An 18,861-nucleotide genomic window follows, 5' to 3' on the forward strand; every position below is an offset into this window, starting at 1 on the left:
TTCCCTCGCCCCGGTTCCGGCGCCCAAGATCGTCTTAGGGTTGGGCGTACTTCGTGATCTTGAAACCGGAATGAGGGGCCCATGCGGAAACGGACCAGGATTCTCGGCAGAACGCTCGCGGCGGCAGGCGCCCTCGCCGCGCTGACGGCGGCCACCGCCGTGCCGGCGATCGCGGCGCCGCAGGCGAAAGCGGCCGAACCCACGTCGGTCGAGCAGGACATCGCGCAGCTGTACCAGGACGTCGAGGACCTCTACAACGGGCTGCCCGCGAACGCGCTGCGCGGCGTCGACCCGCTGTTCGACTCGCCGGTCAAGCGGCCGGGCCAGCAGGCGCACGCCGCGCAGGGGCCGATCCCGGGCTGCACCGAGGGATCGCTGCTGACGTATGCGAACAAGCTCGCTTCCACGCTGACCCCGACCGAGGGCCAGGCGCTCAGCGCGCTGAGCGCGATCGGCCAGCTCTACACCCAGGCCGTCGCCAGCGACAAGACCCCGCAGGTCTTCGGCACCGACGGCCAGTACACGCCGCGGGCCGGCTCGACGATCGACAAGCTGCGCGGGTTCTGGGACATCGAGAGCTGGAACATCCAGCTGGTCGCCTGGAAGGGCACCGACCTGGGCAGCCAGGACCGCACGACGCAGACGTTCAAACTCGGCCTCGACCCGAAGCGGGCCGCCGAGGCGGGCGCGCTCGCGGTCAAGGTGCTCTACGAGGTCCCGGCCCTGCAGGGCGGCCGCCACCCGCTGCTGACCCTGAACGCGTTCTCCGCCCCGGCCGACAGCCTCGGCGGCAAGCGCGTCATGCTCGGCGACGGCCTGCTCGACGTGGTCAACCACCTCGGCTTCGACGACGTGTCGGTGGAAGCGGTCGTCGGCCACGAGTACGGCCACCAGGTCGACTTCGCGCACAACAACTACCCGCGCAACGAGTCCAGCGAAATGGGCCCGGACGCGTACGGCGGCTACTTCGTCGCGCACGCCAAGGGCGAGGCCTGGAATGCCCGCACCCAGCAGGAGGTCACCTACCTCGACGCCTCCATCGGCGACTGCTTCCACAGCCACGGCACCCCCGACCAGCGCAAGGCCGCCGGCGCGTGGGGCGAGAAGCAGGCCGTGAGCCAGAACAACCCGAACCGGATCATCCCGTCCGCGAAGATGATCGAGAAGTTCCAGAAGGAATACCCGAAGCTGATGCCGCCCGCCACGGCGGCGCTCGCCGCGGCGCACTGATCGCCCTTGCCGGGGAAAGGCCCCGTCTCCGCTTTCCGGGAGACGGGGCCTTTCGCGTCCTCAGGTGGCGATGGTGGCCAACGGGTCCAGACCATACGTGCGCGCGTAGCCGTTCTCGGTGCCGACGAGCAGGTCGACGACCTCGAAATACCGGTCCCAGAAAGGAGTTTCCCGCAGCGCGTCGATCAAAAGCTGGTACGCCTGGTGATCATCGGCTTCCCAGACCCAGACGTCGGTGACGCGTGCGGAGTAGAACTCGGTGTCGTAGAAGCGCGACCGGACTCCGGCGGTTTTCGCCTCGATCGCCGGGACGACCTGAGTGGCGAAGGCGTCGGCCCGTTCCTGCGGCGTCAGGGCAAGCCATTCCGGCGTGGTCTTGACGAGCAGGAACGCGGTGACCGGTGGTTCCTTTGTTTCCTTTGTGGACATTGCGGATCCTTGTCGGTCAGGCTTCGAAGGCGGGCTTGAGGGTTTCGGCGCACCACTGTTCGAAAGCGGTCGGAGACGCGGTTTCCGCGGTGCGCGTGACGCCGGCGTCGAGGCCGTTGTCCTTGGCGTGCTTCATGTCCGCGATGCCGTGGACGAAGGCTTCGTTGAGGCCGTATCCGATCAGCGTGGTGCGCAGGTCGTCCAGCGACTCGCGCTCGTAGCGGACCGGAAAGCCCAGCTGCTCGGTCATGATCCGGGCCGCGTCGCGGGGAGACAAGTCCTCCGGCCCCAGAACCGGGACGTCGGCGAAACCGGTCCACGACCGGTCCCGCAACAGCCGGGCGGCGACCGCGGCGATGTCCGCGACGGCGACGAGCGGGGCTTTGCGGTCCGGGTCCAGAACGTCGGCGTAGACGCCCTTCTCCCGGATCGAGTCGACCTCCTCCAGAAAATTCTCGAAGAAAGACGGATTGGCCAGCGCCCGATACGCGACGCCGGTTCCCGCGATCAGCTCGTCCATCGCGAGCGACGCGGTGACAAGCCCCGCCTGATCGGCGACCGCGGTGCCACGGCCGAGCGCCGAGACACCGACGACGTGCCCGACGCCGTGCGCGGCAAGCGCTTTCGCGGCCGGGCCGGTGAAGCCGCTCCAGCCGTCCGCCGGAGTCCGCGACGAATCCGGCGGGACAACCCAGAAAACGGCGTCCGCGCCCGCGAAGGCCCGGTCGACGACCTCGGCGTCGCCGTGCGAACCGACGACGACCTCGACGCGCTCGCGCACCGAATCCGGGAGCCGGGCCGGGTCGCGGACGATCACCCGCAGATCCTCGCCCGCGTCGGACAGCAGGTTCAGCACCCGGCTGCCGATGTTCCCGGTGGGGGCAGTGATGACGATCATGAAAACCTCGTGGATTAGGACCGATGGGTACGCCCTCGATCCTGCTGAGCGCGGCGGTGATGCCACAATGGGAACTTTGGCACGCAATCCTTGCCTGAAATGGAATTACCCTGGTGAACAGCCTGAACCCGGCGCTCGACGCCAACCTCGCCGTCGCCTTGGACGCCCTGCTGACCGAGCAGAGCGTCACCCGGGCCGCCGCGCGCCTGCACACTTCGCCGGCCGCGATGAGCCGCACGCTCGCCCGGCTGCGGCGCATCCTGCAAGACCCGCTGCTGGTCCGCGCCGGACAAGCGATGGTCCCCACGCCGCGCGCCCAGTCCCTGCGCGAGGAGGCCGCCGCCGTGGTGCACAGCCTGGGCGCGCTGCTGAGCCCCGGCACCGTCGTCGACCCGGCGACCCTGCGCTCGACCTTCACGATCCAAACCGCCGACCTGGTCGGCGCCGCTCTGGCCGTCGGACTCCTGCGACTCACCCGGGAGGAAGCCCCCGGCATCTCCCTGCGAGTCCGGGCCGAGGAATGGGAAGCCGGTTCCGCCCTCCGCGACGGACGGCTCGATCTCGAGGTCGGCTCCATCGACCACGTCGACCCCGAAACGCAGGTCGAGGAGCTGCTCACCCTGCGCATGGTGGCCGCCGTCCGCCCCGGCCACCCCCTGGCTTCGGCCCCCTTGACCCCGGCCCGTCTGGCGGCGGCCGACCACGTCGCAGTCAGCCGCCGCGGCCGGTTCACCGGCCCCCTCGACACCGCACTGGCCGAACACGACCTCCGCCGCCGCGTCGCGATAGTCCTGCCGAGCCACCTGGCCGCGATGGCCCTCGCCGCGCGCAGCGACGTCGTCTGCCTGATCCCCGCGTCGCTCCCCGGCGAACCTCCGTCGCCGCTCACCGCCGACGCCACCGCGCTCGGCCTGCGCCTTCTCGACATCCCGGTTCCGTTGCCTCCCTTGACGATCGGCATGGCGTGGCATCCGCGCCAGTCCGCCGACGGAGCACACCGCTGGCTCCGCGACGCGGTGCGGCGGACTCTTCGCGCGAGCCCACGTCCGTGAGGGGAAGCCTGATTCCCTCAGGGTTCCCCTCACGGCTGTTTCCGCCGGTACCAGCGAGACGTCCACCGCGCCCTGCTCACGATCGAGGTCCGCGGAACCGGGCCCGTGGTCGTCGCGGAGTACCGCGCGGAAAGCCGGACGTCGGTGCGATCTCAACCAGCCTGCGCCCACACCGGGGTGCTGGCCTCCGCAGCGCCGACGCGATAGTTAATGCCCTTCACTTTTCCTATTGACGTTCACCGACACGCGGCGATAGGGTTTCACCATAGTTAATGGCATTAACCATCAAGAGGAGAAGCCCATGCGCAGCACCGACCCGGCCGTCTCGCCCGCCCCTCGTCGCCGAGGCCCGCGAACCGCCGTGCTCGCAGTCCCGCTGACTGTCGCCGCCGTCCTCGGAGCCGCACCCGCCCGAGCCGCCACCCCCGGCCCCGTTTCCCTGACCTGCCAAGGCAAAGGCGTCGACCAGGCCGCGAAAGCCCGGCACCGGGCCGAAATCCTCGTCCACGCACCGCTGCGCGCGATCTGGGACCTGCAGACCGACGTGGAAGCCTGGACGTCCTGGCAGAAACCCGCCGCCCCGATGACCGTGCGACGCCTGGACCCCGGTCCGCTGCGCAAGCACTCGCGGTTCCAGGCGACCGTCCACGTGCCCACGACTCCCCCGAGCACCGTGGTCATCAGCTCCACCGTCCAGCAACTCCAGCGCGGCAAGTGCGTCCGCTGGACCGGCCCCGCCGACAGCACCGGCTACCACATCGACGGCGTCCACGTCTGGACGTTCACCCCCGTCCGCGGCGGCGTTCTCGTCCGCACCGAGGAAAGCCACTCCGGCCCGCAAGCCGACCCGACCTCCGACATGGGCCTCGAAACCTGGCTGACCGACCTCAAGACCGCCGCCGAAACCTGTCCTGACCGACCGCACGCGAACTGAACCGACACCACCGCGGACCGGGCTGAACAACACCCGCCGCGCCACCGTTGCGGACCTCAGCAGGACATTGCCCGAGTTGCCGAACCCCGCGGTTTTCCGCGGCAACGGACCCGTTCGGCCATCGCGGCGAAGATCGCCCCGCCTCCGTCCAGCCCGCGCCCGGCCGGGGCGGGAGGCGGCGCAAGATCACTCCGCGTCAAGCACCGACTTCAACGTCCGCAGCAACGGCCCGGCCTCGGCGCCGAACATCTCCACGTCCACCCGCTCCACCTCGGTCACCGCCCGACCGGCCAGATCGCGGCCCTTTTCGGTCAACCGCACCAGTTTCGCGCGCGTGTCGCCGGAGTCGACCGTCCTCGTCACCAGTCCGGCCGCCTCCAGCCGCGCGATCACCTGGGACGTCATCTTGATATCGGTGCCCGCCCGCGCGGCCAGTTCCTGCTGCCGCGGGGGCGCGCCGTGCGTTTCCATCCACCAGCAGCACGCGAGCAGCACGAACTGGACGTGCGTGAGACCCAAGGGGTCGAGCGTCTGCCGAATTCGCCGCTGCCACGCCAAAGTCACGTGCCACAGCAGGAAACCCGGACTGTCGCCCGGGCCCGCGAACCGCGTCATCGCGCCGACCGCTCCGCGCTGGCCAGCAAATCGCTCATGGCGACCGGGAAATCCTCGCTGATCTGCGGCCCCAGCTCCGGACCCGCCGCCCCCTCGATCTCCAAGCGGTGCGTGACGCGCGTGCCGCCGCCCGAGAGCGGGGCGAGCGTGTGCCGGAAGCGCAGCACCATCTCGCCGAATCGCGTTTCGTCCTCGTAAATCTCGTTCTCGGCCAATTCCGTGATGCGCGAACGGAAGGTGTCCTGTCCCTGCGGCGTGACCGACAGTTCGGTCCCCTTCTCGAACGGCCCGTGCAGTTCGAACCGGTCGCTGCGCTCGCTCAGCGGCGTGCCGCTGTGCAGGGCCCGCAACGCCGCCCACACCGCCTCCGGACTCGCCCCGGTCTCCGCGCTGTAGTCAGTGGTCCACATGAGTCTTCCTCCCAGTTAGTCTTCGCAGAGACTATCTTCGCGCAGACTAAATGGCAAGCCCTTCCCCGACAGCCGAACGCGGCGGTCAGGCGGAGTCCAGCCCCAGCACAGCCTCGTCATACTGCGCTCGGTCGAACCGGAACGGCCCGAACCCGCGATAGTCCCGCGCCCGCCGGTGCGGTTGCGCGAACGAATCCCAGACGACCTCGGCACCGGTCACCGTGATGCGCGCCAGCAGCGGCCAGCAGCCCCAGTCCCCGCACGCGCAGGCGAGCAACGGCGTTTTGCCTTCCTCGAAGTCGAGGCCGTGGAAATGCTCCGTCATCGTGCCGTCGTAATGGCCCAGGATCAGGCCGCCGTAAGCATCCCCGGCCGGGGACATGCCTTCGGCGAGTTCGAACCGGTCGACCAGGTCGGTGAGCGCGACGTCGTCGACGTAGGGCACCGCGACCGGGCCGCCCCGTTCACCGGGCGGACGGAACTCGAAGCGAAGCATGGCCACCACCCGAATTATCCCCGACGCTCACGCCGGGTCTCGTCCGGCTCCCGCCGCTCAGCCCAGTATGGCGATCGCACCGGACGGGGCCGCGCCAATGAACGCGATCTGCAGCAGCACGTACAGAATCCCGGTGAGCACGGCGTTGCGGTCCTTGTCGAGCCTCTCCAGCCAGGAGGCAGATAATTCGCGGCATAATGGACCACCGCGAGCACCTCGATCGCCGACGCCGCCCGAATGCGGGAACAACGAGCCCAATTCGGCGTAAGTCATCCCGATCAGCACGAACGTTGCGACACAACGGCATTCGCGAGCCATGCCCAATATCGCCGGGCTACCAAGTTGCGCGGAGAATCCCCGTGACGTCCGCCGCCGAGACCTCGCGCGGGGTGTTCGCCAGCACCCCGTCCGCCAGGGTGTCGGCCACCAGGTCCGGCAGGTCTCCTTCGCCGATGCCGAATTCGCGCAGCCGCCCGGACAGTCCGACCTCCGCGACCAGCCGTTCGATCGCGGCGATCGTCGCGTCCGCGTTGTGCGCGAACGATTTCCGCGCGTCGGCGACGCCCAGCGGCTCCGCCAATCGTGCCAACCGTTCCTCCCGCACCGCGCGGTTGAACCGCAGGCATTCGCCCAGCACCAGAGCCAAAGCCTGGCCGTGCGGCAGATCGAACCGGCCGCCCAGCGAGTGACCGACACCGTGCACCAGGCCGAGTCCGGTCGTCCGCATCGCCAGGCCCGCCGTGTGCGCGGCCAGCATCAGATTCGCCCGTGCCGCCAGATCTCCGCCGGAGGAAACCGCGCGCCGCAAGTTCTCCGCGACCAAGCGGACGGCTTGCAGGTCCAGACCATCCGCCCACGGATTCGGCCGGGCGGAAAGAAAGGACTCCACCGCATGGGTCAGGCAGTCGATTCCGGCGGCGGCGGTCGCGCGAGGCGGCAGGCTCAGCGTGAGCGCCGGGTCGAGAAGCGCATACCGGGCAAGGCAAGTCGGGCCGCCCAGATAGCACTTGCGCTGCCGCGAAAGGTCCGTGATGACGCCGAGGTCGTTGCACTCCGAGCCGGTGCCGGACGTGGTCGGGATCGCCACGATCGGCAACGCGGGCGCCAACTCCGTCGAATCCTCGGTGCTCCAGCTCAATTCGGCGGCCGGACGGTCGTTGACCGCAGCGAGCGCGATCGCCTTCGCAGCGTCCAAAGCGGACCCGCCGCCCAAAGAAATCACTGCCTGCGCACCGGATGCCCGCACGAAGGCACCGCCCGCGTCGACGTCGTCGGTGGTCGGATTCGGGTGCACCTCGGAGAAAACCTCGACCGCCAAACCGTCTCGCCGCACCAGCTCCGCCGTCTGCTCCGGCAGCGGCGTCGCGACCAGTCCGCGGTCGCTGACCAGCACGACTTTCCGCACTCCGATCGTCCGGACCAATCGCGGCAATTCCCCGACCGCGCCGGCGGCGAAGGTGGCGGCCGGATAAGGGCCGATTTCCACGGCCGGGATCTCTGTCATGACTTCCTCCCGAACCGTTCCTCGTCGACGTCGGCGCCCAGCCCCGGCTCGGAAGGCACGTGCAGCAGGCCGTCCGCGTCGATGTCCAGCGGCGCGGCGAGCAGGAAATCGCGCCGCCGCGGCGTCCACACCGGTGGGTCGTAAGGGAATTCGAGGTACGGTCCCCCGCCCACCCCCGCCGTCACGTGCAGGTTCGCGAGCAGGCCGAGGCCGTTCGACCAGGTGTGCGGCGTGAAGAGCCGGTTGCGCGCCAGCACCAGCTCGGCGAGAGTCCGGCCGCGCAGCATTCCGGCGGCGAGCGCGACGTCCGGCTGGTAGACGTCGAGGGCGTCGGATTCCACCAGGTCCAGCAGTTCGCTGAAGGTCCGGACCATTTCTCCCCCGGCGACGCGAATCCCGGTGTCCCGCACCGCGCGCAGGCCGGGCCGGTCGTCCAGCGGCAGCGGTTCTTCGAGCCAGAACACGTCCAGTTCGCGCAGCGCCTCCGCGAACCGCCGGACCGCCGCCGGGTCGAGCGAAGGCCGCACGTCGCCGGGCATCCGCCACGCCTGGTTCAGGTCGGCCATGAGCGTCATCTCCGGCCCGACCGCCTCCCGCGCCGCCCGCATAGTGGCGATTCCACCGGCGAAATCGTCCGCGGCCAGCCGGATCTTCGCCGCCCGGAACCCTTGGTCACGGATGCCGAGCAGCACCTCGGCCCGCTGCTTCGCGGGCAGGATCCGGCCGGTCGACGCGTACGCCGGAATCGCGTCCGCCGCGCCGCCGAACAGCGTCGCGACCGGGACGCCGAGCACCTTCCCGATGACATCCCACAGCGCGATCTCCAGCGGCCAGTAGCGCCCGGCGTGGAACGCGATGGTCTCCAGAGCCCGCACGTGCCTGCTGATCGCCATCGGATCCTGGCCGAGGAACAGCTCCGCGTACGGCTCGAAGCCGGCCATCGTGTCGCCGGAGCCGTAGCCGACCACGCCCTCGTCGGTCACGACCTTGACCACCGTCGCGTCGAACCGGGTGCGCGGAACCGGATCCCACGCCGCGTCGAACGGCGGATCGAGCGGCAGCGTCCCGGGCAGCAGCTGGATGTCGGCGATCTTCACACTCCGGACGGTAATCGCGGATTGACGCTCGCCCAATCGTTGTTGCACAGTCCTCAACATGGCGAACCAGCGCACCTACGGTTCGGGTCTGGTCCGCGACGTCGACCTGCTCGAAGTCCTCGCACTGCCGGAAGCGCGCGACGGGCTCGGCGTGTCCCGCGTCGCCGAACTGTCCGGCCGGGACAAGGCACAGGTCTCGCGGGCCCTCGCGACGCTCGCCGACGCCGGCCTGGTGTCGCGCGACGAACACACCCGCGCGTACCGGCCGGGATGGCGGCTGTTCGCGTTGGCCACGCACGCCACCGAAACGCACCTCGCGCACCTGGCCGCGCCCTTTCTGCGCACGATCGTGGCGCGGCTGAACGAAACAACGCATTTGTGCGTCCTGCGCGCCGGCCAGGTGTTCACCCTCCGAAGCGAACTCGCGTCCCACGCCTTTCGCGGACTCGGCTGGGAAGGCGTCGGCGTCGACCCGTTCACGACCTCACCCGGACGGGTGCTCTTGAGCGAATGGGACGAGGAAACCGTCGGGCAATGGTGGCGGACTTTCGCCGGTGCCGCCGCGCACCCGCTCCCCGACCTTCCCGGCGTCGCCGAGGAACCGCCGCCGCTCACCCTCGGCCAGTTGACGGCGAAGCTGGCGGGGATCCGGAAACGCGGCTACGAAACGGTGGACGAGGAGTTCGAGCCGGGCTTGGTCGGCGTGTCCGCGCCGGTGTACGGCTTCCGCGGCGACATTGTCGCGGCAGTCAACGTGTCCGCGCCGAAATCGCGCCTCGGCGGACGACTGCCCGCCGCGGGCCGGTTCGCCCGCACCGTCGCCGACCGGATCTCCGCCGCGCTCGGCGCCCCTCGCTGAACCGCGACCTGCAAGGCCCCGCACCGTTCATTTATGCTTCGCGAAATCGTCGTTTTCCCGGCAGGTGGTCGCCATGTACGAAATCCCGCCCACTGCGGCCATGCAACGCTGGTCGGTTTCGGTCGACGGGACCAGCGCGATCTTCGCCTGCGCGCCGTGGCTCGAGGACCACACCGCCGACCGGGTGCTGCCGCGCGTGTGGCCGGGCCGCGGACTGGGCGTCAGCGACACCGACGCCGCCGGTTTCGCCGCCGCGATCGCCGAGACGATGAAGGCCCCGAACTACTGGATCGCCAGCCACGCCGCGGCGCGCGCCTGGCAGGACCAGCCGTGGTCCCCCGCCCGCCGCGACCAGGACGACGGGTTCGTGTACTTCGCCGGGCCGTGCGGGGACGCCGGTGCCGCGGTGGGCTACCGCCCGGCTTATCACCTGCCGCTCGCTTTGCGCGACTTGCGAGGGCTGCGAATCCGGCTGGCGGCTTACCTGCGCGGGGCGCGGGTGCTGAGCTGAGCCGAGCCGAGCCGATCAGGCTGGGCTTTCGCCGGGCGGGGCAGCTGCCGTTCGTTTCGGGGGATCGCATGCGGCGTGGGTGCCTTGCGATCGCCGAAGCCGTCCGACCGCTGCTCGTGAACCGGCGGCCGGACCATGTCCTGCTGCGCGATCGACTCATGCATAAAGCGCCGCCCGGCTGCCACTCGCCCCAGCGGCTGCAGGTCCGTTCGGCGAGCGCCTCCACGGCGCACTTGCCCGGAGCCAGCCAGGGTTCCCTGCGAACGAAAGCACGCCGGGGCGCCGCCCGATCGGTTGCCGTGACCACAGCCCCGCCCCGGAAGGGGCGACTCGATCTCCTGGCAGCAGCCGGCCGCCACCCCCGCCCGGCCCGGATTCCGCCCTCAAAAAGATCAACTCGGCCTCCCGGCGGCAGCCGCCCCCACGCACAATCCCCGCCGACCGGCTGCCACCAGCCCACCCGGATTCCGCCCTCACACGGTCAGCTCGAACTCCCGGCGGCAGCCGCTCCCACGCATAATCCCCGCCGACCGGCTGCCACCAGCCCGCCCGGATTCCGCCCTCAAACGGTCAGCTCGAACTTCCGGCGGCAGCCGCACCATGCATAATCCCCGGCCCCGCCCGCCGAGATCGGCAGCCGCCCCAACCTCACGTCCGCACGGACCAACCCGGCCCCCGCCCAGCAGCCAACCCAGCCAAACCCGGCCACCCCGCAGCCGACCCAGCCAAACCCGGCCACCTCGCAGCCAACTGCCCTCGACTCCCCACCAGCCACCGACCCCGCCTCAAGCAGGCAACCCGAACTCCTGCCGCCCGATCAACCCCCGCATCACCTCCGTAGTCCCGCCCCCGATCGTCTCCAGGATCGACTGCCGCCACAAAAACTCCGTATCCGTCCCCGCCACCAGCGCATCCGCCCCGCCGAACTCCACCCCCGCCCGGGCGATGTCCTGGGCCAGCACGGTGCCCGCCAGCTTGTGATACGCCGCCGGAACAGCCGCCGGTTCTCCCCGGATCACCTCGCCCAGCAGGGCCAGCGCCAGCGCGTCGACCTCCGCGAGCCGCACCGCCAGCTCCCCGACCCGCCGTCGCACCACCGGGTCCTCGGCGACCCCGGCCTGGTCCAGCGCGGCCGTCAAGTCGTGCAGGTCCCGGCGCAACCGCTTCGGCGGGAATTGCACATGCCGCTCCACCGCGAGCGCCGACGCGACCACCTGCCACGCCTCGTTCTCCGCGCCGACCCGATCGGCGACCGGGACCCGCACGCGATCGAACCGGACCTCGTTCAGCCGTCCGCCGTCGAGGGTCGGGATGGGCGACACGGTGATCCCGGGGCTGTCCAGCGGGACGATCAGCACGCTCAGCCCCCGCGAACGGCTGTCCGGAGCCCCGGTCCGGCACAGCAGCCAGACGCAGTCCGACCAGTGCGCATTGGACGTCCAGCACTTGGCCCCGTCGACCACGTAATGGTCGCCCTCGCGACGGGCCTTCGTGCGCACGGCGGCAAGGTCCGAGCCCGCGTCGGGTTCGGAGTAGCCGAGGCAGAAGTTGAGCCGGCCGCGGCGCAGGTCGGCGAGGTATCGCTCGCGCTGCTCGTCGGTGCCGTGCGTCATCAGGGCTTTGGCCACCAGGCCCGGGCCCATCGGCGGGCGCGCCACCCGCGCGTAGGCCATCTCGTCCCAGAGGATGAACTCATAAGCGGGCGACCGTCCGCCGCCGCCGAACTCGACCGGCCAGGACAGCGACAGCCAGCCCCGGTCGCCCAGTGCGCGGTAGACCCGGCGGACGCCTTCCGCGGTGTCCTTGCCGCGATGGAAGTACCCGTCGGTGTCCCGGTACTCCCACAGGAACTCGAGGACCTCCGCCCGGAACGCCTCTTCCTCAGCGGTGAAGCCGAAATCCATCTCACTGCTCCCCGGTCGTCCATTTGGGCTCGCGGCCTTCGGCGAACGCGCGCGGGCCTTCTTTCGCGTCCGGATGCGCCCAGTGCATGCGCAGCAGCGACCAGCCGTATTCGCACGCCTGCCCGTACCCCATTTCCAGCGAATTCCAGACCGCCTGCTTCGACAGCGACACCGCCTCCGGCGAGTTCCGCGCGATCGCCTGCGCCATCTCCTCGGCGTCGGCCATCAGATCGTCCGAAGTGGACAGTTCGTCGACAAGCCCGAGCTGGTACGCGCGCTGGGCGGGCATCTGGTAGCTCTTGCCCATCAGCGTCATCCGCAGCGCCGACCCGAGCGGAAGCCGTTTGGCCAGCCCGATGTTCTCCATCGCGCCCACGAGACCGACGTTCACGTGCGTGTCCATGAAAGCCGCGTGATCGGCCGCGAGCACGATGTCCGCGTCGACCACGAAGTGCAGCCCGGCCCCGGCGACCAGCCCGTTGACCGCGCTGATCACCGGCTTCCACACCCGGTTCTGCCGCGGCGACCAGAACACCTCGTCGCTCAGCGGCCCGTTCCCGGTGCTCATCCCGCCGCGCCCGGCGACCGCGTGCACGTCGGCCCCGGTGCAGAAATGCCGCTCCCCTGCCCCGATCACGATCGCCGCGCGGATCCACGGGTCGTCGCGGACCTCGGCCCACATCTCGCGGATCACCGGCATCATCGACCCGGTCAGCGAGTTGCCCCGGTGCGGGCGGTTGAGCGTGAGGCAGGCGACGTGGTCGCGCTTTTCGAACAGCACCTCGGGCGCGTCGCTCATCGTTCCTGGCCTTTCCGGCGGTATTTCGCCGCTACCTTGTCCGCGCACCCCGGCCGCAGTGCCTGGTGCCTGATCCGCTGCGAAAGCGGCCCGATCGGTCCCTCCGCGGAGTACCCGATCGCGCCGAACGTCTGATGCGCGACTTCCGCCGCCTCGACCGCCGCCCGTCCGCCCGAACACCGCGCCGCGGCCGCCAGCGCGGTCCCGTCGGGATGCTCGTCGTCGAGTGCGAGCGCCGCCATCGTGGTGAGCTTTTCCGCCGCAGTGAGGGAAAGCCCGGCGTTCACGAGAGGATGCGCCACGGCCTGGAATGTCCCGATCGGACGTCCGAATTGGACTCGCGTGCGCGCGTGTTCGACGGCGAGGTCGAGCAACCGCCGTCCCGCACCGCTCAAGTACGCAGCCGCCGCGATGTCCGACAGCGCCGTCGCCGCCTCGACGCGTTCCAGCGGGTGAACCCGGGTCAGCGCAACACGACCCCATTGTTCGCCGCCCAGCACCTCGACCGGTTCGACCGAACCAGCCTCGGCAAGCCAGGCGCCAGCACCGTCCGTTTCAACGAAAACGCCCGCCACCGGAGCCCACGGCATCAAGGGCGGCGCACCGACCGAGGCCACGCAACTCCCGTCCGCGACCTGGACCGACAGCTCCGGCGGCAGCACCTGGGCCGCGAACACCGTCTCCGCCAACGGCCCAGGCGCGGCGGCCCGGCCGAGTTCCGTACAAGCAAAAGCTATGTCGCCCGCTCCACCGCCCTCGCCCGGCACAGCCAGCGAGAGCACTCCGAGCGAAGCCAACCCGCGCCAGAACTCCGCCGGGAACGCGCCGGAGCGCCAAACCTCGTCCGTACAGTGCGTCCGGCAGAAACTCCGGACCACCTCGGCCAGCGCCCGCTGTTCCTCGGTGGGCGTCAACGCGACACTCATGCCGTCGCCCACCGTGCTTCGGCGGCGGCCCGGCTCGGCGTCCGCCAACTGCCCAGTTCCGCGCGCAACGCCTGCAGCCTGAGCGTCCACAAGTGCAGGTCGTGTTCCGCGGTCAACCCGATCGCGCCCATGATCTGGTGGGTTTCCCTGGTCACTCGGCCGAGCGCGGACATCGTGTGCGTCGCGGCGACCGCGGCGGCTTCAGCCGGAGCCCCGGCGAACGCGGCCTCGTACACCAGCCAGCGCGCGCCTTCCACCAGCACGTTCACCTCGGCCAGCCGGTGCTGCAGCGCCTGGAACGAACCGAGCGAACGGCGGAACACCTTGCGGTCCTTGGCATAGGCGACCGCGATGTCGGAGGCTCGGCGCATCATGCCGACCGCCTCCGCGGACACGCCGACCCGCCACCAGTTCGCCATCGTCGCGGCGCTCCCGGGAGCCAGTTCCTCCCGGACCCCGGCGACCACCCGGGCGAGCGGGTAGCCGCAGGCCGACGGAACCCGTTCAGCCGCGCCAGAATCGAGGTCGGCGGCGAAACACCGGTCACCGTCCGCGAGCAGCATCCGCGTCGCCTCGCCGCCGTAGCGCACCGGACCCGGATCACCCGCCGCGAGCACCACCGGCCCGGCCGGGCGGTCGAGGCCGAGGGCGGGCAGCACCAGCAGGTGCGGCACCGCGCTGACCGCTCCGAGTTCGGCGGCGATCGTCTCCGCCGCCAGGGTCGCGTCGAGCGGACCGGCGTCCTCCGCGGCGAACAGGTCGAGAAAACCGTCGCGCCGCAACGCTTCTTCGAGGTTCCAGTCGTATTCGCCGCCAGCCGCCAGCTCACGGCTGCGTTCCGGTCCGGCGTGCCGGGCCAGCAGAGTGCCGAGCGCGTCGAGCACCGCGCGCTGGGTCGAGGTCGGTTCGAAATCCACGGCTAGTCCTTCGGCAGTTCGAGGATGAGACGGCTGATCAGATTGAGCTGCACCTCGTAGCTGCCCGCGGCGATGCCCGCGCCGAGAGAGTTGCGGAACTGGGCGTCGCCCAGCGCTCCTTCGACGAGCGCTTCGCTGCCCAGCACGTCCAGCGCGAGGTCTCCCACCGCGCGTTCGGCCTGCACCATCGCGGCGCGCGCCTGATACGCCATCGGCGACGGTTCCTTGGCTTTCGCCCGCTCGTCGATCACCCGGTACACCAGGACGCGCGCCGCCTCGCATGCTGCCCGCGCGCGGCCGAACTGCTCCTGGATCCCCGGGTCGGCGAGTTTCCCCGACGCGCGGACCTCGGCGGCCAGCCGGTCCAGCACCAGCGCCGCCCGCGCGTACCGGGGCGCGCCGACGCGTTCGTAGGCGAGCGTGCGCCGGACGATTTCCCATCCCTTGTTCTCCTCCCCGAGCAGGCAGTCCGCCGGAATCCGGGCGTCGGTCAGGAAGAGCTCGTTGAAGGAATGATCGCCCACGAACCCCGGGATGCGCCGGACCTGCGTGCCCGAGGTGTTCAGCGGGAGCAGGAAGACCGAGATGCCGTCGCGGCCGTCGGCGGCCGATCCGGTGCGCGCGAGCAGGAAGCAGTAGTCGGCGACGTTGGCGTAGGACGTCCAGATCTTCTGTCCGTTGAGGACATAGCTGTCGCCGTCGCGCACCGCCTTCGTCCGCAGGGCGGCCAGGTCGGTGCCCGCCTCGGGTTCGGAGAAGCCCTGGCACCAGTAGACCTCGCCGCGCGCGATCGGCGGCAGCAGCTTCCGCCGCTGGTCCTCGGTGCCGTACTTGATGATCGCCGGCCCGACCCAGTTGACGTTCATGTACTGCGGCCCGCGCGGCTCCCCGCGCCGCCACATCTCCTCGCCGAGCACGAAATGCTGCCACGCGCCCTGCCCGCCGCCTCCGTACTCGTGCGGCCAGTGCGGCGTGAGCCAGCCCTTTTCGGCCAGCCTGCCGACGAACCCGCGCGAAAAATCGCTGTAGACGGCGCTGCCGAGGCCGGTCTCGGACCGGTCCCATCCCGCCAGCTCGCGGTCGAGGAAGTCCCCGAGTTCGCGCCGGAACGCGACGTCGGCCTGATCCCACGCGAACTCCATCAGCGTCCCTCCGGCCCGCGGCGCCGTCGCTCGTCCAGTCGGTGCACGTCGCCGACTCCTTCCACCTCGTTCGATAAATAAAGGATACTCAATTAGCTCCACTACGCAACCATGCGCGGGACACGAAGCTCTCTCACTGCACCAAAGTCGCCGGTCATGGCCGTGGTAACGGAATCGCATCCGGAGGGCGCGCCTCTTGCACTCCGGCCACCTATCAGTATCCTCAACTCGGTCGCCCACCGCCCCTTCTCCGGAGGTCCCGATGGTCTCGCCAGAACCCCAGCCGCCCGCCCCCGGCGGCGCCGCGTCCCCCGAACTGCGCAAGGTGACGATGTCCAGCCTGCTGGGCACCGTGATCGAGTACTACGACTTCCTGATCTACAGTTCGATCGCCGCGCTCGTGTTCGGGCCGCTGTTCTTCCCGTCGCTGAACTCCTCGACCTCCACCATCGCCGCGTTCGGCACCCTCGCCGCCGGGTATGTCGCGCGGCCGCTCGGCGGGCTCGTCTTCGGCCACTTCGGCGACCGGCTCGGCCGGAAGTCGATGCTGATGGTGACCATGACGCTGATGGGCGCGGCCAGCTTCCTCATCGGCGTGCTGCCGACCTACAGCTCGATCGGCATCGCCGCGCCGCTGCTGCTCGTCTTCCTCCGCGTGGTGCAAGGGATCGCGGTCGGCGGCGAATGGGGCGGCGCGGCGCTGATGGTCGTCGAGCACGCGAGCGCGCGCCGGCGCGGACTGTGGGCGGGCATCATGCAACTCGGGTCGCCGCTCGGGTCGTTCCTGGCGACGCTCGTGTTCGCGCTGGTGAGCCTGCTGCCGAAACCCGCGCTGTTCTCGTGGGGCTGGCGGCTGCCGTTCCTGCTCAGCGCGCTGCTGCTGATGATCGGCCTGTACGTGCGGCTGCGGGTGTCGGAGAGCCCGGTCTTCCGCGAGCAGGCGGCGAAGTCGGGCGACAAGAAGCCGGCCGTCCCGGTGCTGCAGGTGCTGCGCCGCCCGCGCGCGCTCATCCTCGCCTGCGCGGCCGGGATCGGGCCGTTCGCCCTGACCGCGCTGGTCAGCTCGCACAGCATCGCCTACGCCAAAACCCTCGGCTACGACGTGTCCGACGTCGCCCGCGCGCTCCTGTTCGTCGCGGGCGTCGGGATCATCTGCATCCCGACCTTCTCCGCGTGGTCGGACCGGGTCGGGCGGCGGACGGTGAGCCTGATCGGCGCCGTCGGCACGATCCTCTACGCGATTCCGTTGTACGCCATGGTCACCAGCGGCTCAGTGCTGTGGCTGACGGTCGGCCTCATGGGCGCGCAGGTGCTGCAGAACCTGATGTACGCGCCGCTCGCGCCGATGCTGTCGGAAATGTTCGGCACCGAGGTGCGCTACACCGGGGTTTCGCTGGGATATCAGCTGGCCAGCCTGATCGGAGCCGGGTTCACGCCGCTGATCGCGAGCAGCCTGGTCGCCGGGTTCGGCGGGTCGAGCCTGCCGCTGAGCGCCATCGCGGGCATCGGGGCGGTGATCACCATCGTGGCGATCTGGCGGATCTCGGAAACCCGCGGCAGCGACCTCACCGCAGCGTCCGAATCGGACTCCCCTTCCGCCGAACCGGCCGCGCGATGGTCCTGAGCATCGCCGAAGCCGCGGTGGCCCTCCGGACCGGGAGGACCACCGCGGCGGCGTTGGCCGAATCCGCGTTCGCCGCCGCCGACAAGCACGACGCCGCACTGGGCATCTACCTCTCGCGGTTCGACGGACCGGCACGGGCGGCCGCGGAACGCGCCGACGCTGAGCTGGCGGCTGGTCTCGACCGCGGGCCGCTGCACGGAATCCCGGTGGCGGTAAAGGATCTTCTCGCCACTGACGAGGGTGAGACGACCGCGCAAAGCCAGGTGCTCGACCGCGCGTGGGGCAAGCGCGGCGACGGACCGGCGGTCGCCCGCTTGCGTGCCGCGGGCGCGGTGCTCACCGGGAAGACGACCACAATGGAGTTCGGGATCGGGGCGCCGGACCGGACGAAGCCGTTCCCGCTCCCGCGCAACCCCTGGCGTCCCACGCACTACACCGGCGGATCCAGCTCCGGCAGCGCGAGCGCGGTCGCCGCGGGCCTGGTGTTCGGCAGCCTCGGCACCGACACCGCGGGCAGCATCCGCTACCCCGCCGCGCTGTGCGGAGTCACCGGGCTCAAACCGACCTACGGCCGGGTGCCGAAGAACGGCTGCGTCCCGCTCGCGCCCGGCTTCGACCACGTCGGCCCGCTCGCCCGCAGCGCGGAGGACTGCGCGATCCTTCTGACCGTGCTCGCCGGGTCCGATCCCGGAGATCCGTCCTCGGCCGACCGGCCTTTCGAGGACTGCCGCAGCGGGCTGACCGGTTCGCTGTCCGGGCTGCGGATCGGGGTGGTGCCGCACGCCGAGGCCGGTGTTTTCGAGCAGGCAGTGGCTGTCCTGCGCGACGCGGGCGCGCACACGAGGCCAGTCGAACTGCCGTACTACACGGAACTGAAGACAGTGACCAAATTCGGTCTCGCCGCGGAGGCTTTCGCTTGGCACCGAACGAATCTCCAGCACCGGTGGTCCGATTACGGTGCTTCCACGCGGATGGCGATCGCGAAAGGCGCGCTGGTCTCCGCCGCTGATTACGTGCAGCTGCAACGGGTTCGACGAGCCGGACAGGTGAAGCTCGCACAGCTGTTCACCGAAGTCGATCTGGTAGTGACGCCGACCGCCACCCGCGGCGCGCCCGAGATCGCTGAGCTGAGCACGTCCGGGATGGCCGAAACCGCGCTCACCTCCTACTGGAACGCGGCAGGCAATCCAGCTTTGTCGGTCCCGATGGGCTTCACCGGCGACGGGCTGCCGCTCGGCCTGCAGATAGCCGGACGGCCGTTCGACGAAGCCACCGTGCTCGCCGCCGGATACGCCTACCAGCAACGGACCAGCTGGCACCGCCAGACGCCGCGGGAGCGCGTCCGATGACGGTCGCGGCTCTGCTCGCCGCGGCCGGGCTGTCCCCGGCTCCAGCCGAGATCGCCCGGCTGGAGGCCGACTATCCCGCCTGGGCAGCCGAACTCTCCGCACTGGACGAGGCACTATACGAGGAGCCCGCCCCGATCTTCCGGGCGGAGCTGTGAAGGAGGAACG

General features: G+C 70.4%; 21 protein-coding genes. 8 read left to right on the forward strand and 13 right to left on the reverse strand.

What is annotated here, in order from left to right:
- Positions 1-81 precede the first annotated feature (81 nt).
- Positions 82-1,230: a hypothetical protein gene (locus tag ACZ7OI_RS11140; protein ID WP_470264021.1), complete on the forward strand. Its 1,149-nt coding sequence runs from the start codon at positions 82-84 to the stop codon at positions 1,228-1,230.
- Between the two features lie 60 nt (positions 1,231-1,290).
- On the opposite strand, the gene ACZ7OI_RS11145 is transcribed toward ACZ7OI_RS11140, so the two are convergent.
- Together ACZ7OI_RS11145 and ACZ7OI_RS11150 are read right to left on the reverse strand one after the other, a co-directional pair.
- Complete coding sequence (locus tag ACZ7OI_RS11145) at positions 1,291-1,659, reverse strand: darcynin family protein (RefSeq protein WP_470264022.1); 369 nt, start codon at positions 1,657-1,659, stop codon at positions 1,291-1,293.
- 16 nt (positions 1,660-1,675) lie between these two features.
- Positions 1,676-2,557, reverse strand: coding sequence for an NAD(P)H-binding protein (locus ACZ7OI_RS11150; protein WP_470264023.1), 882 nt, complete (start codon positions 2,555-2,557; stop codon positions 1,676-1,678).
- Between the two features lie 113 nt (positions 2,558-2,670).
- Here ACZ7OI_RS11150 and ACZ7OI_RS11155 point away from each other — a divergent pair, with 113 nt between their 5' ends.
- Positions 2,671-3,609, forward strand: a complete 939-nt coding sequence (locus tag ACZ7OI_RS11155) for a LysR family transcriptional regulator (protein WP_470264024.1) — start codon at positions 2,671-2,673, stop codon at positions 3,607-3,609.
- A gap of 301 nt (positions 3,610-3,910) precedes the next feature.
- Positions 3,911-4,543 (forward strand): SRPBCC family protein, encoded by a 633-nt coding sequence (locus ACZ7OI_RS11160; RefSeq protein ID WP_470264025.1) that lies wholly within the window; start codon positions 3,911-3,913, stop codon positions 4,541-4,543.
- A 186-nt stretch (positions 4,544-4,729) separates the two neighbouring features.
- Here the strand turns inward: ACZ7OI_RS11160 and ACZ7OI_RS11165 are convergent, their stop codons facing one another.
- From ACZ7OI_RS11165 to ACZ7OI_RS11190, 6 genes are all read right to left on the reverse strand, one after another.
- Positions 4,730-5,158, reverse strand: coding sequence for a MarR family winged helix-turn-helix transcriptional regulator (locus ACZ7OI_RS11165; protein WP_470264026.1), 429 nt, complete (start codon positions 5,156-5,158; stop codon positions 4,730-4,732).
- The gene (locus tag ACZ7OI_RS11170; RefSeq protein ID WP_470264027.1) at positions 5,155-5,568 is read right to left on the reverse strand and encodes an SRPBCC family protein; all 414 of its coding nucleotides are present in this window, start codon (positions 5,566-5,568) and stop codon (positions 5,155-5,157) included. Before ACZ7OI_RS11170 ends, ACZ7OI_RS11165 begins: the two co-directional genes overlap by 4 nt.
- Positions 5,569-5,653: 85 nt before the next feature.
- Positions 5,654-6,064, reverse strand: a complete 411-nt coding sequence (locus tag ACZ7OI_RS11175; RefSeq protein ID WP_470264314.1) for a hypothetical protein — start codon at positions 6,062-6,064, stop codon at positions 5,654-5,656.
- A gap of 57 nt (positions 6,065-6,121) precedes the next feature.
- Positions 6,122-6,382 carry a hypothetical protein gene (locus tag ACZ7OI_RS11180; protein WP_470264028.1) on the reverse strand — a complete coding sequence of 87 codons (261 nt, stop codon included), beginning with the start codon at positions 6,380-6,382 and terminating at the stop codon, positions 6,122-6,124.
- A 16-nt stretch (positions 6,383-6,398) separates the two neighbouring features.
- Positions 6,399-7,568: an iron-containing alcohol dehydrogenase family protein gene (locus tag ACZ7OI_RS11185; RefSeq protein WP_470264029.1), complete on the reverse strand. Its 1,170-nt coding sequence runs from the start codon at positions 7,566-7,568 to the stop codon at positions 6,399-6,401.
- Positions 7,565-8,665, reverse strand: coding sequence for a mandelate racemase/muconate lactonizing enzyme family protein (locus ACZ7OI_RS11190; RefSeq protein WP_470264030.1), 1,101 nt, complete (start codon positions 8,663-8,665; stop codon positions 7,565-7,567). The genes ACZ7OI_RS11185 and ACZ7OI_RS11190 overlap by 4 nt, the downstream gene beginning before the upstream one ends.
- 58 nt (positions 8,666-8,723) lie before the next feature.
- Here ACZ7OI_RS11190 and ACZ7OI_RS11195 point away from each other — a divergent pair, with 58 nt between their 5' ends.
- Both ACZ7OI_RS11195 and ACZ7OI_RS11200 read left to right on the forward strand, forming a co-directional pair.
- A complete protein-coding gene (locus tag ACZ7OI_RS11195; protein ID WP_470264031.1) occupies positions 8,724-9,524 on the forward strand; it encodes an IclR family transcriptional regulator in 801 nt (266 codons plus the stop codon).
- 73 nt (positions 9,525-9,597) lie between these two features.
- Complete coding sequence (locus ACZ7OI_RS11200) at positions 9,598-10,035, forward strand: hypothetical protein (protein WP_470264032.1); 438 nt, start codon at positions 9,598-9,600, stop codon at positions 10,033-10,035.
- 785 nt (positions 10,036-10,820) lie between these two features.
- On the opposite strand, the gene ACZ7OI_RS11205 is transcribed toward ACZ7OI_RS11200, so the two are convergent.
- From ACZ7OI_RS11205 to ACZ7OI_RS11225, 5 genes are read right to left on the reverse strand one after another with little or no spacing between them, the layout of a single operon-like run.
- Complete coding sequence (locus ACZ7OI_RS11205; RefSeq protein WP_470264033.1) at positions 10,821-11,939, reverse strand: acyl-CoA dehydrogenase family protein; 1,119 nt, start codon at positions 11,937-11,939, stop codon at positions 10,821-10,823.
- 1 nt (position 11,940) lies between these two features.
- Positions 11,941-12,738: an enoyl-CoA hydratase/isomerase family protein gene (locus ACZ7OI_RS11210; protein ID WP_470264034.1), complete on the reverse strand. Its 798-nt coding sequence runs from the start codon at positions 12,736-12,738 to the stop codon at positions 11,941-11,943.
- Positions 12,735-13,664, reverse strand: a complete 930-nt coding sequence (locus ACZ7OI_RS11215; protein WP_470264035.1) for an acyl-CoA dehydrogenase family protein — start codon at positions 13,662-13,664, stop codon at positions 12,735-12,737. Before ACZ7OI_RS11215 ends, ACZ7OI_RS11210 begins: the two co-directional genes overlap by 4 nt.
- Entirely contained in the window at positions 13,661-14,581 is a 921-nt protein-coding gene (locus tag ACZ7OI_RS11220; RefSeq protein ID WP_470264036.1) for an acyl-CoA dehydrogenase family protein, read from the reverse strand. The genes ACZ7OI_RS11215 and ACZ7OI_RS11220 overlap by 4 nt, the downstream gene beginning before the upstream one ends.
- Positions 14,582-14,583: 2 nt before the next feature.
- On the reverse strand, positions 14,584-15,723 hold the full coding sequence (locus ACZ7OI_RS11225) for an acyl-CoA dehydrogenase family protein (protein ID WP_470264037.1): 1,140 nt from the start codon (positions 15,721-15,723) through the stop codon (positions 14,584-14,586).
- A 262-nt stretch (positions 15,724-15,985) separates the two neighbouring features.
- Here ACZ7OI_RS11225 and ACZ7OI_RS11230 point away from each other — a divergent pair, with 262 nt between their 5' ends.
- From ACZ7OI_RS11230 to ACZ7OI_RS11240, 3 genes are read left to right on the forward strand one after another with little or no spacing between them, the layout of a single operon-like run.
- Positions 15,986-17,347, forward strand: coding sequence for an MFS transporter (locus ACZ7OI_RS11230; protein WP_470264038.1), 1,362 nt, complete (start codon positions 15,986-15,988; stop codon positions 17,345-17,347).
- Positions 17,338-18,696 carry an amidase gene (locus ACZ7OI_RS11235; RefSeq protein WP_470264039.1) on the forward strand — a complete coding sequence of 453 codons (1,359 nt, stop codon included), beginning with the start codon at positions 17,338-17,340 and terminating at the stop codon, positions 18,694-18,696. Before ACZ7OI_RS11230 ends, ACZ7OI_RS11235 begins: the two co-directional genes overlap by 10 nt.
- On the forward strand, positions 18,693-18,851 hold the full coding sequence (locus ACZ7OI_RS11240; protein ID WP_470264040.1) for a hypothetical protein: 159 nt from the start codon (positions 18,693-18,695) through the stop codon (positions 18,849-18,851). Before ACZ7OI_RS11235 ends, ACZ7OI_RS11240 begins: the two co-directional genes overlap by 4 nt.
- Positions 18,852-18,861: the final 10 nt, after the last annotated feature.

Source organism: Amycolatopsis sp. NPDC114503, assembly GCF_055633655.1.

Bases quoted from the DNA above. Each gene is read 5' to 3' on its own strand.
- ACZ7OI_RS11140 (WP_470264021.1), top strand. From the start codon at position 82: ATGCGGAAACGGACCAGGATTCTCGGCAGAACGCTCGCGGCGGCAGGC.
- ACZ7OI_RS11145 (WP_470264022.1), bottom strand. From the start codon at position 1,659: ATGTCCACAAAGGAAACAAAGGAACCACCGGTCACCGCGTTCCTGCTC.
- ACZ7OI_RS11150 (WP_470264023.1), bottom strand. From the start codon at position 2,557: ATGATCGTCATCACTGCCCCCACCGGGAACATCGGCAGCCGGGTGCTG.
- ACZ7OI_RS11160 (WP_470264025.1), top strand. From the start codon at position 3,911: ATGCGCAGCACCGACCCGGCCGTCTCGCCCGCCCCTCGTCGCCGAGGC.
- ACZ7OI_RS11165 (WP_470264026.1), bottom strand. From the start codon at position 5,158: ATGACGCGGTTCGCGGGCCCGGGCGACAGTCCGGGTTTCCTGCTGTGG.
- ACZ7OI_RS11170 (WP_470264027.1), bottom strand. From the start codon at position 5,568: ATGTGGACCACTGACTACAGCGCGGAGACCGGGGCGAGTCCGGAGGCG.
- ACZ7OI_RS11175 (WP_470264314.1), bottom strand. From the start codon at position 6,064: ATGCTTCGCTTCGAGTTCCGTCCGCCCGGTGAACGGGGCGGCCCGGTC.
- ACZ7OI_RS11180 (WP_470264028.1), bottom strand. From the start codon at position 6,382: ATGGCTCGCGAATGCCGTTGTGTCGCAACGTTCGTGCTGATCGGGATG.
- ACZ7OI_RS11185 (WP_470264029.1), bottom strand. From the start codon at position 7,568: ATGACAGAGATCCCGGCCGTGGAAATCGGCCCTTATCCGGCCGCCACC.
- ACZ7OI_RS11195 (WP_470264031.1), top strand. From the start codon at position 8,724: ATGGCGAACCAGCGCACCTACGGTTCGGGTCTGGTCCGCGACGTCGAC.
- ACZ7OI_RS11200 (WP_470264032.1), top strand. From the start codon at position 9,598: ATGTACGAAATCCCGCCCACTGCGGCCATGCAACGCTGGTCGGTTTCG.
- ACZ7OI_RS11205 (WP_470264033.1), bottom strand. From the start codon at position 11,939: ATGGATTTCGGCTTCACCGCTGAGGAAGAGGCGTTCCGGGCGGAGGTC.
- ACZ7OI_RS11210 (WP_470264034.1), bottom strand. From the start codon at position 12,738: ATGAGCGACGCGCCCGAGGTGCTGTTCGAAAAGCGCGACCACGTCGCC.
- ACZ7OI_RS11215 (WP_470264035.1), bottom strand. From the start codon at position 13,664: ATGAGTGTCGCGTTGACGCCCACCGAGGAACAGCGGGCGCTGGCCGAG.
- ACZ7OI_RS11225 (WP_470264037.1), bottom strand. From the start codon at position 15,723: ATGGAGTTCGCGTGGGATCAGGCCGACGTCGCGTTCCGGCGCGAACTC.
- ACZ7OI_RS11230 (WP_470264038.1), top strand. From the start codon at position 15,986: ATGGTCTCGCCAGAACCCCAGCCGCCCGCCCCCGGCGGCGCCGCGTCC.
- ACZ7OI_RS11235 (WP_470264039.1), top strand. From the start codon at position 17,338: ATGGTCCTGAGCATCGCCGAAGCCGCGGTGGCCCTCCGGACCGGGAGG.
- ACZ7OI_RS11240 (WP_470264040.1), top strand. From the start codon at position 18,693: ATGACGGTCGCGGCTCTGCTCGCCGCGGCCGGGCTGTCCCCGGCTCCA.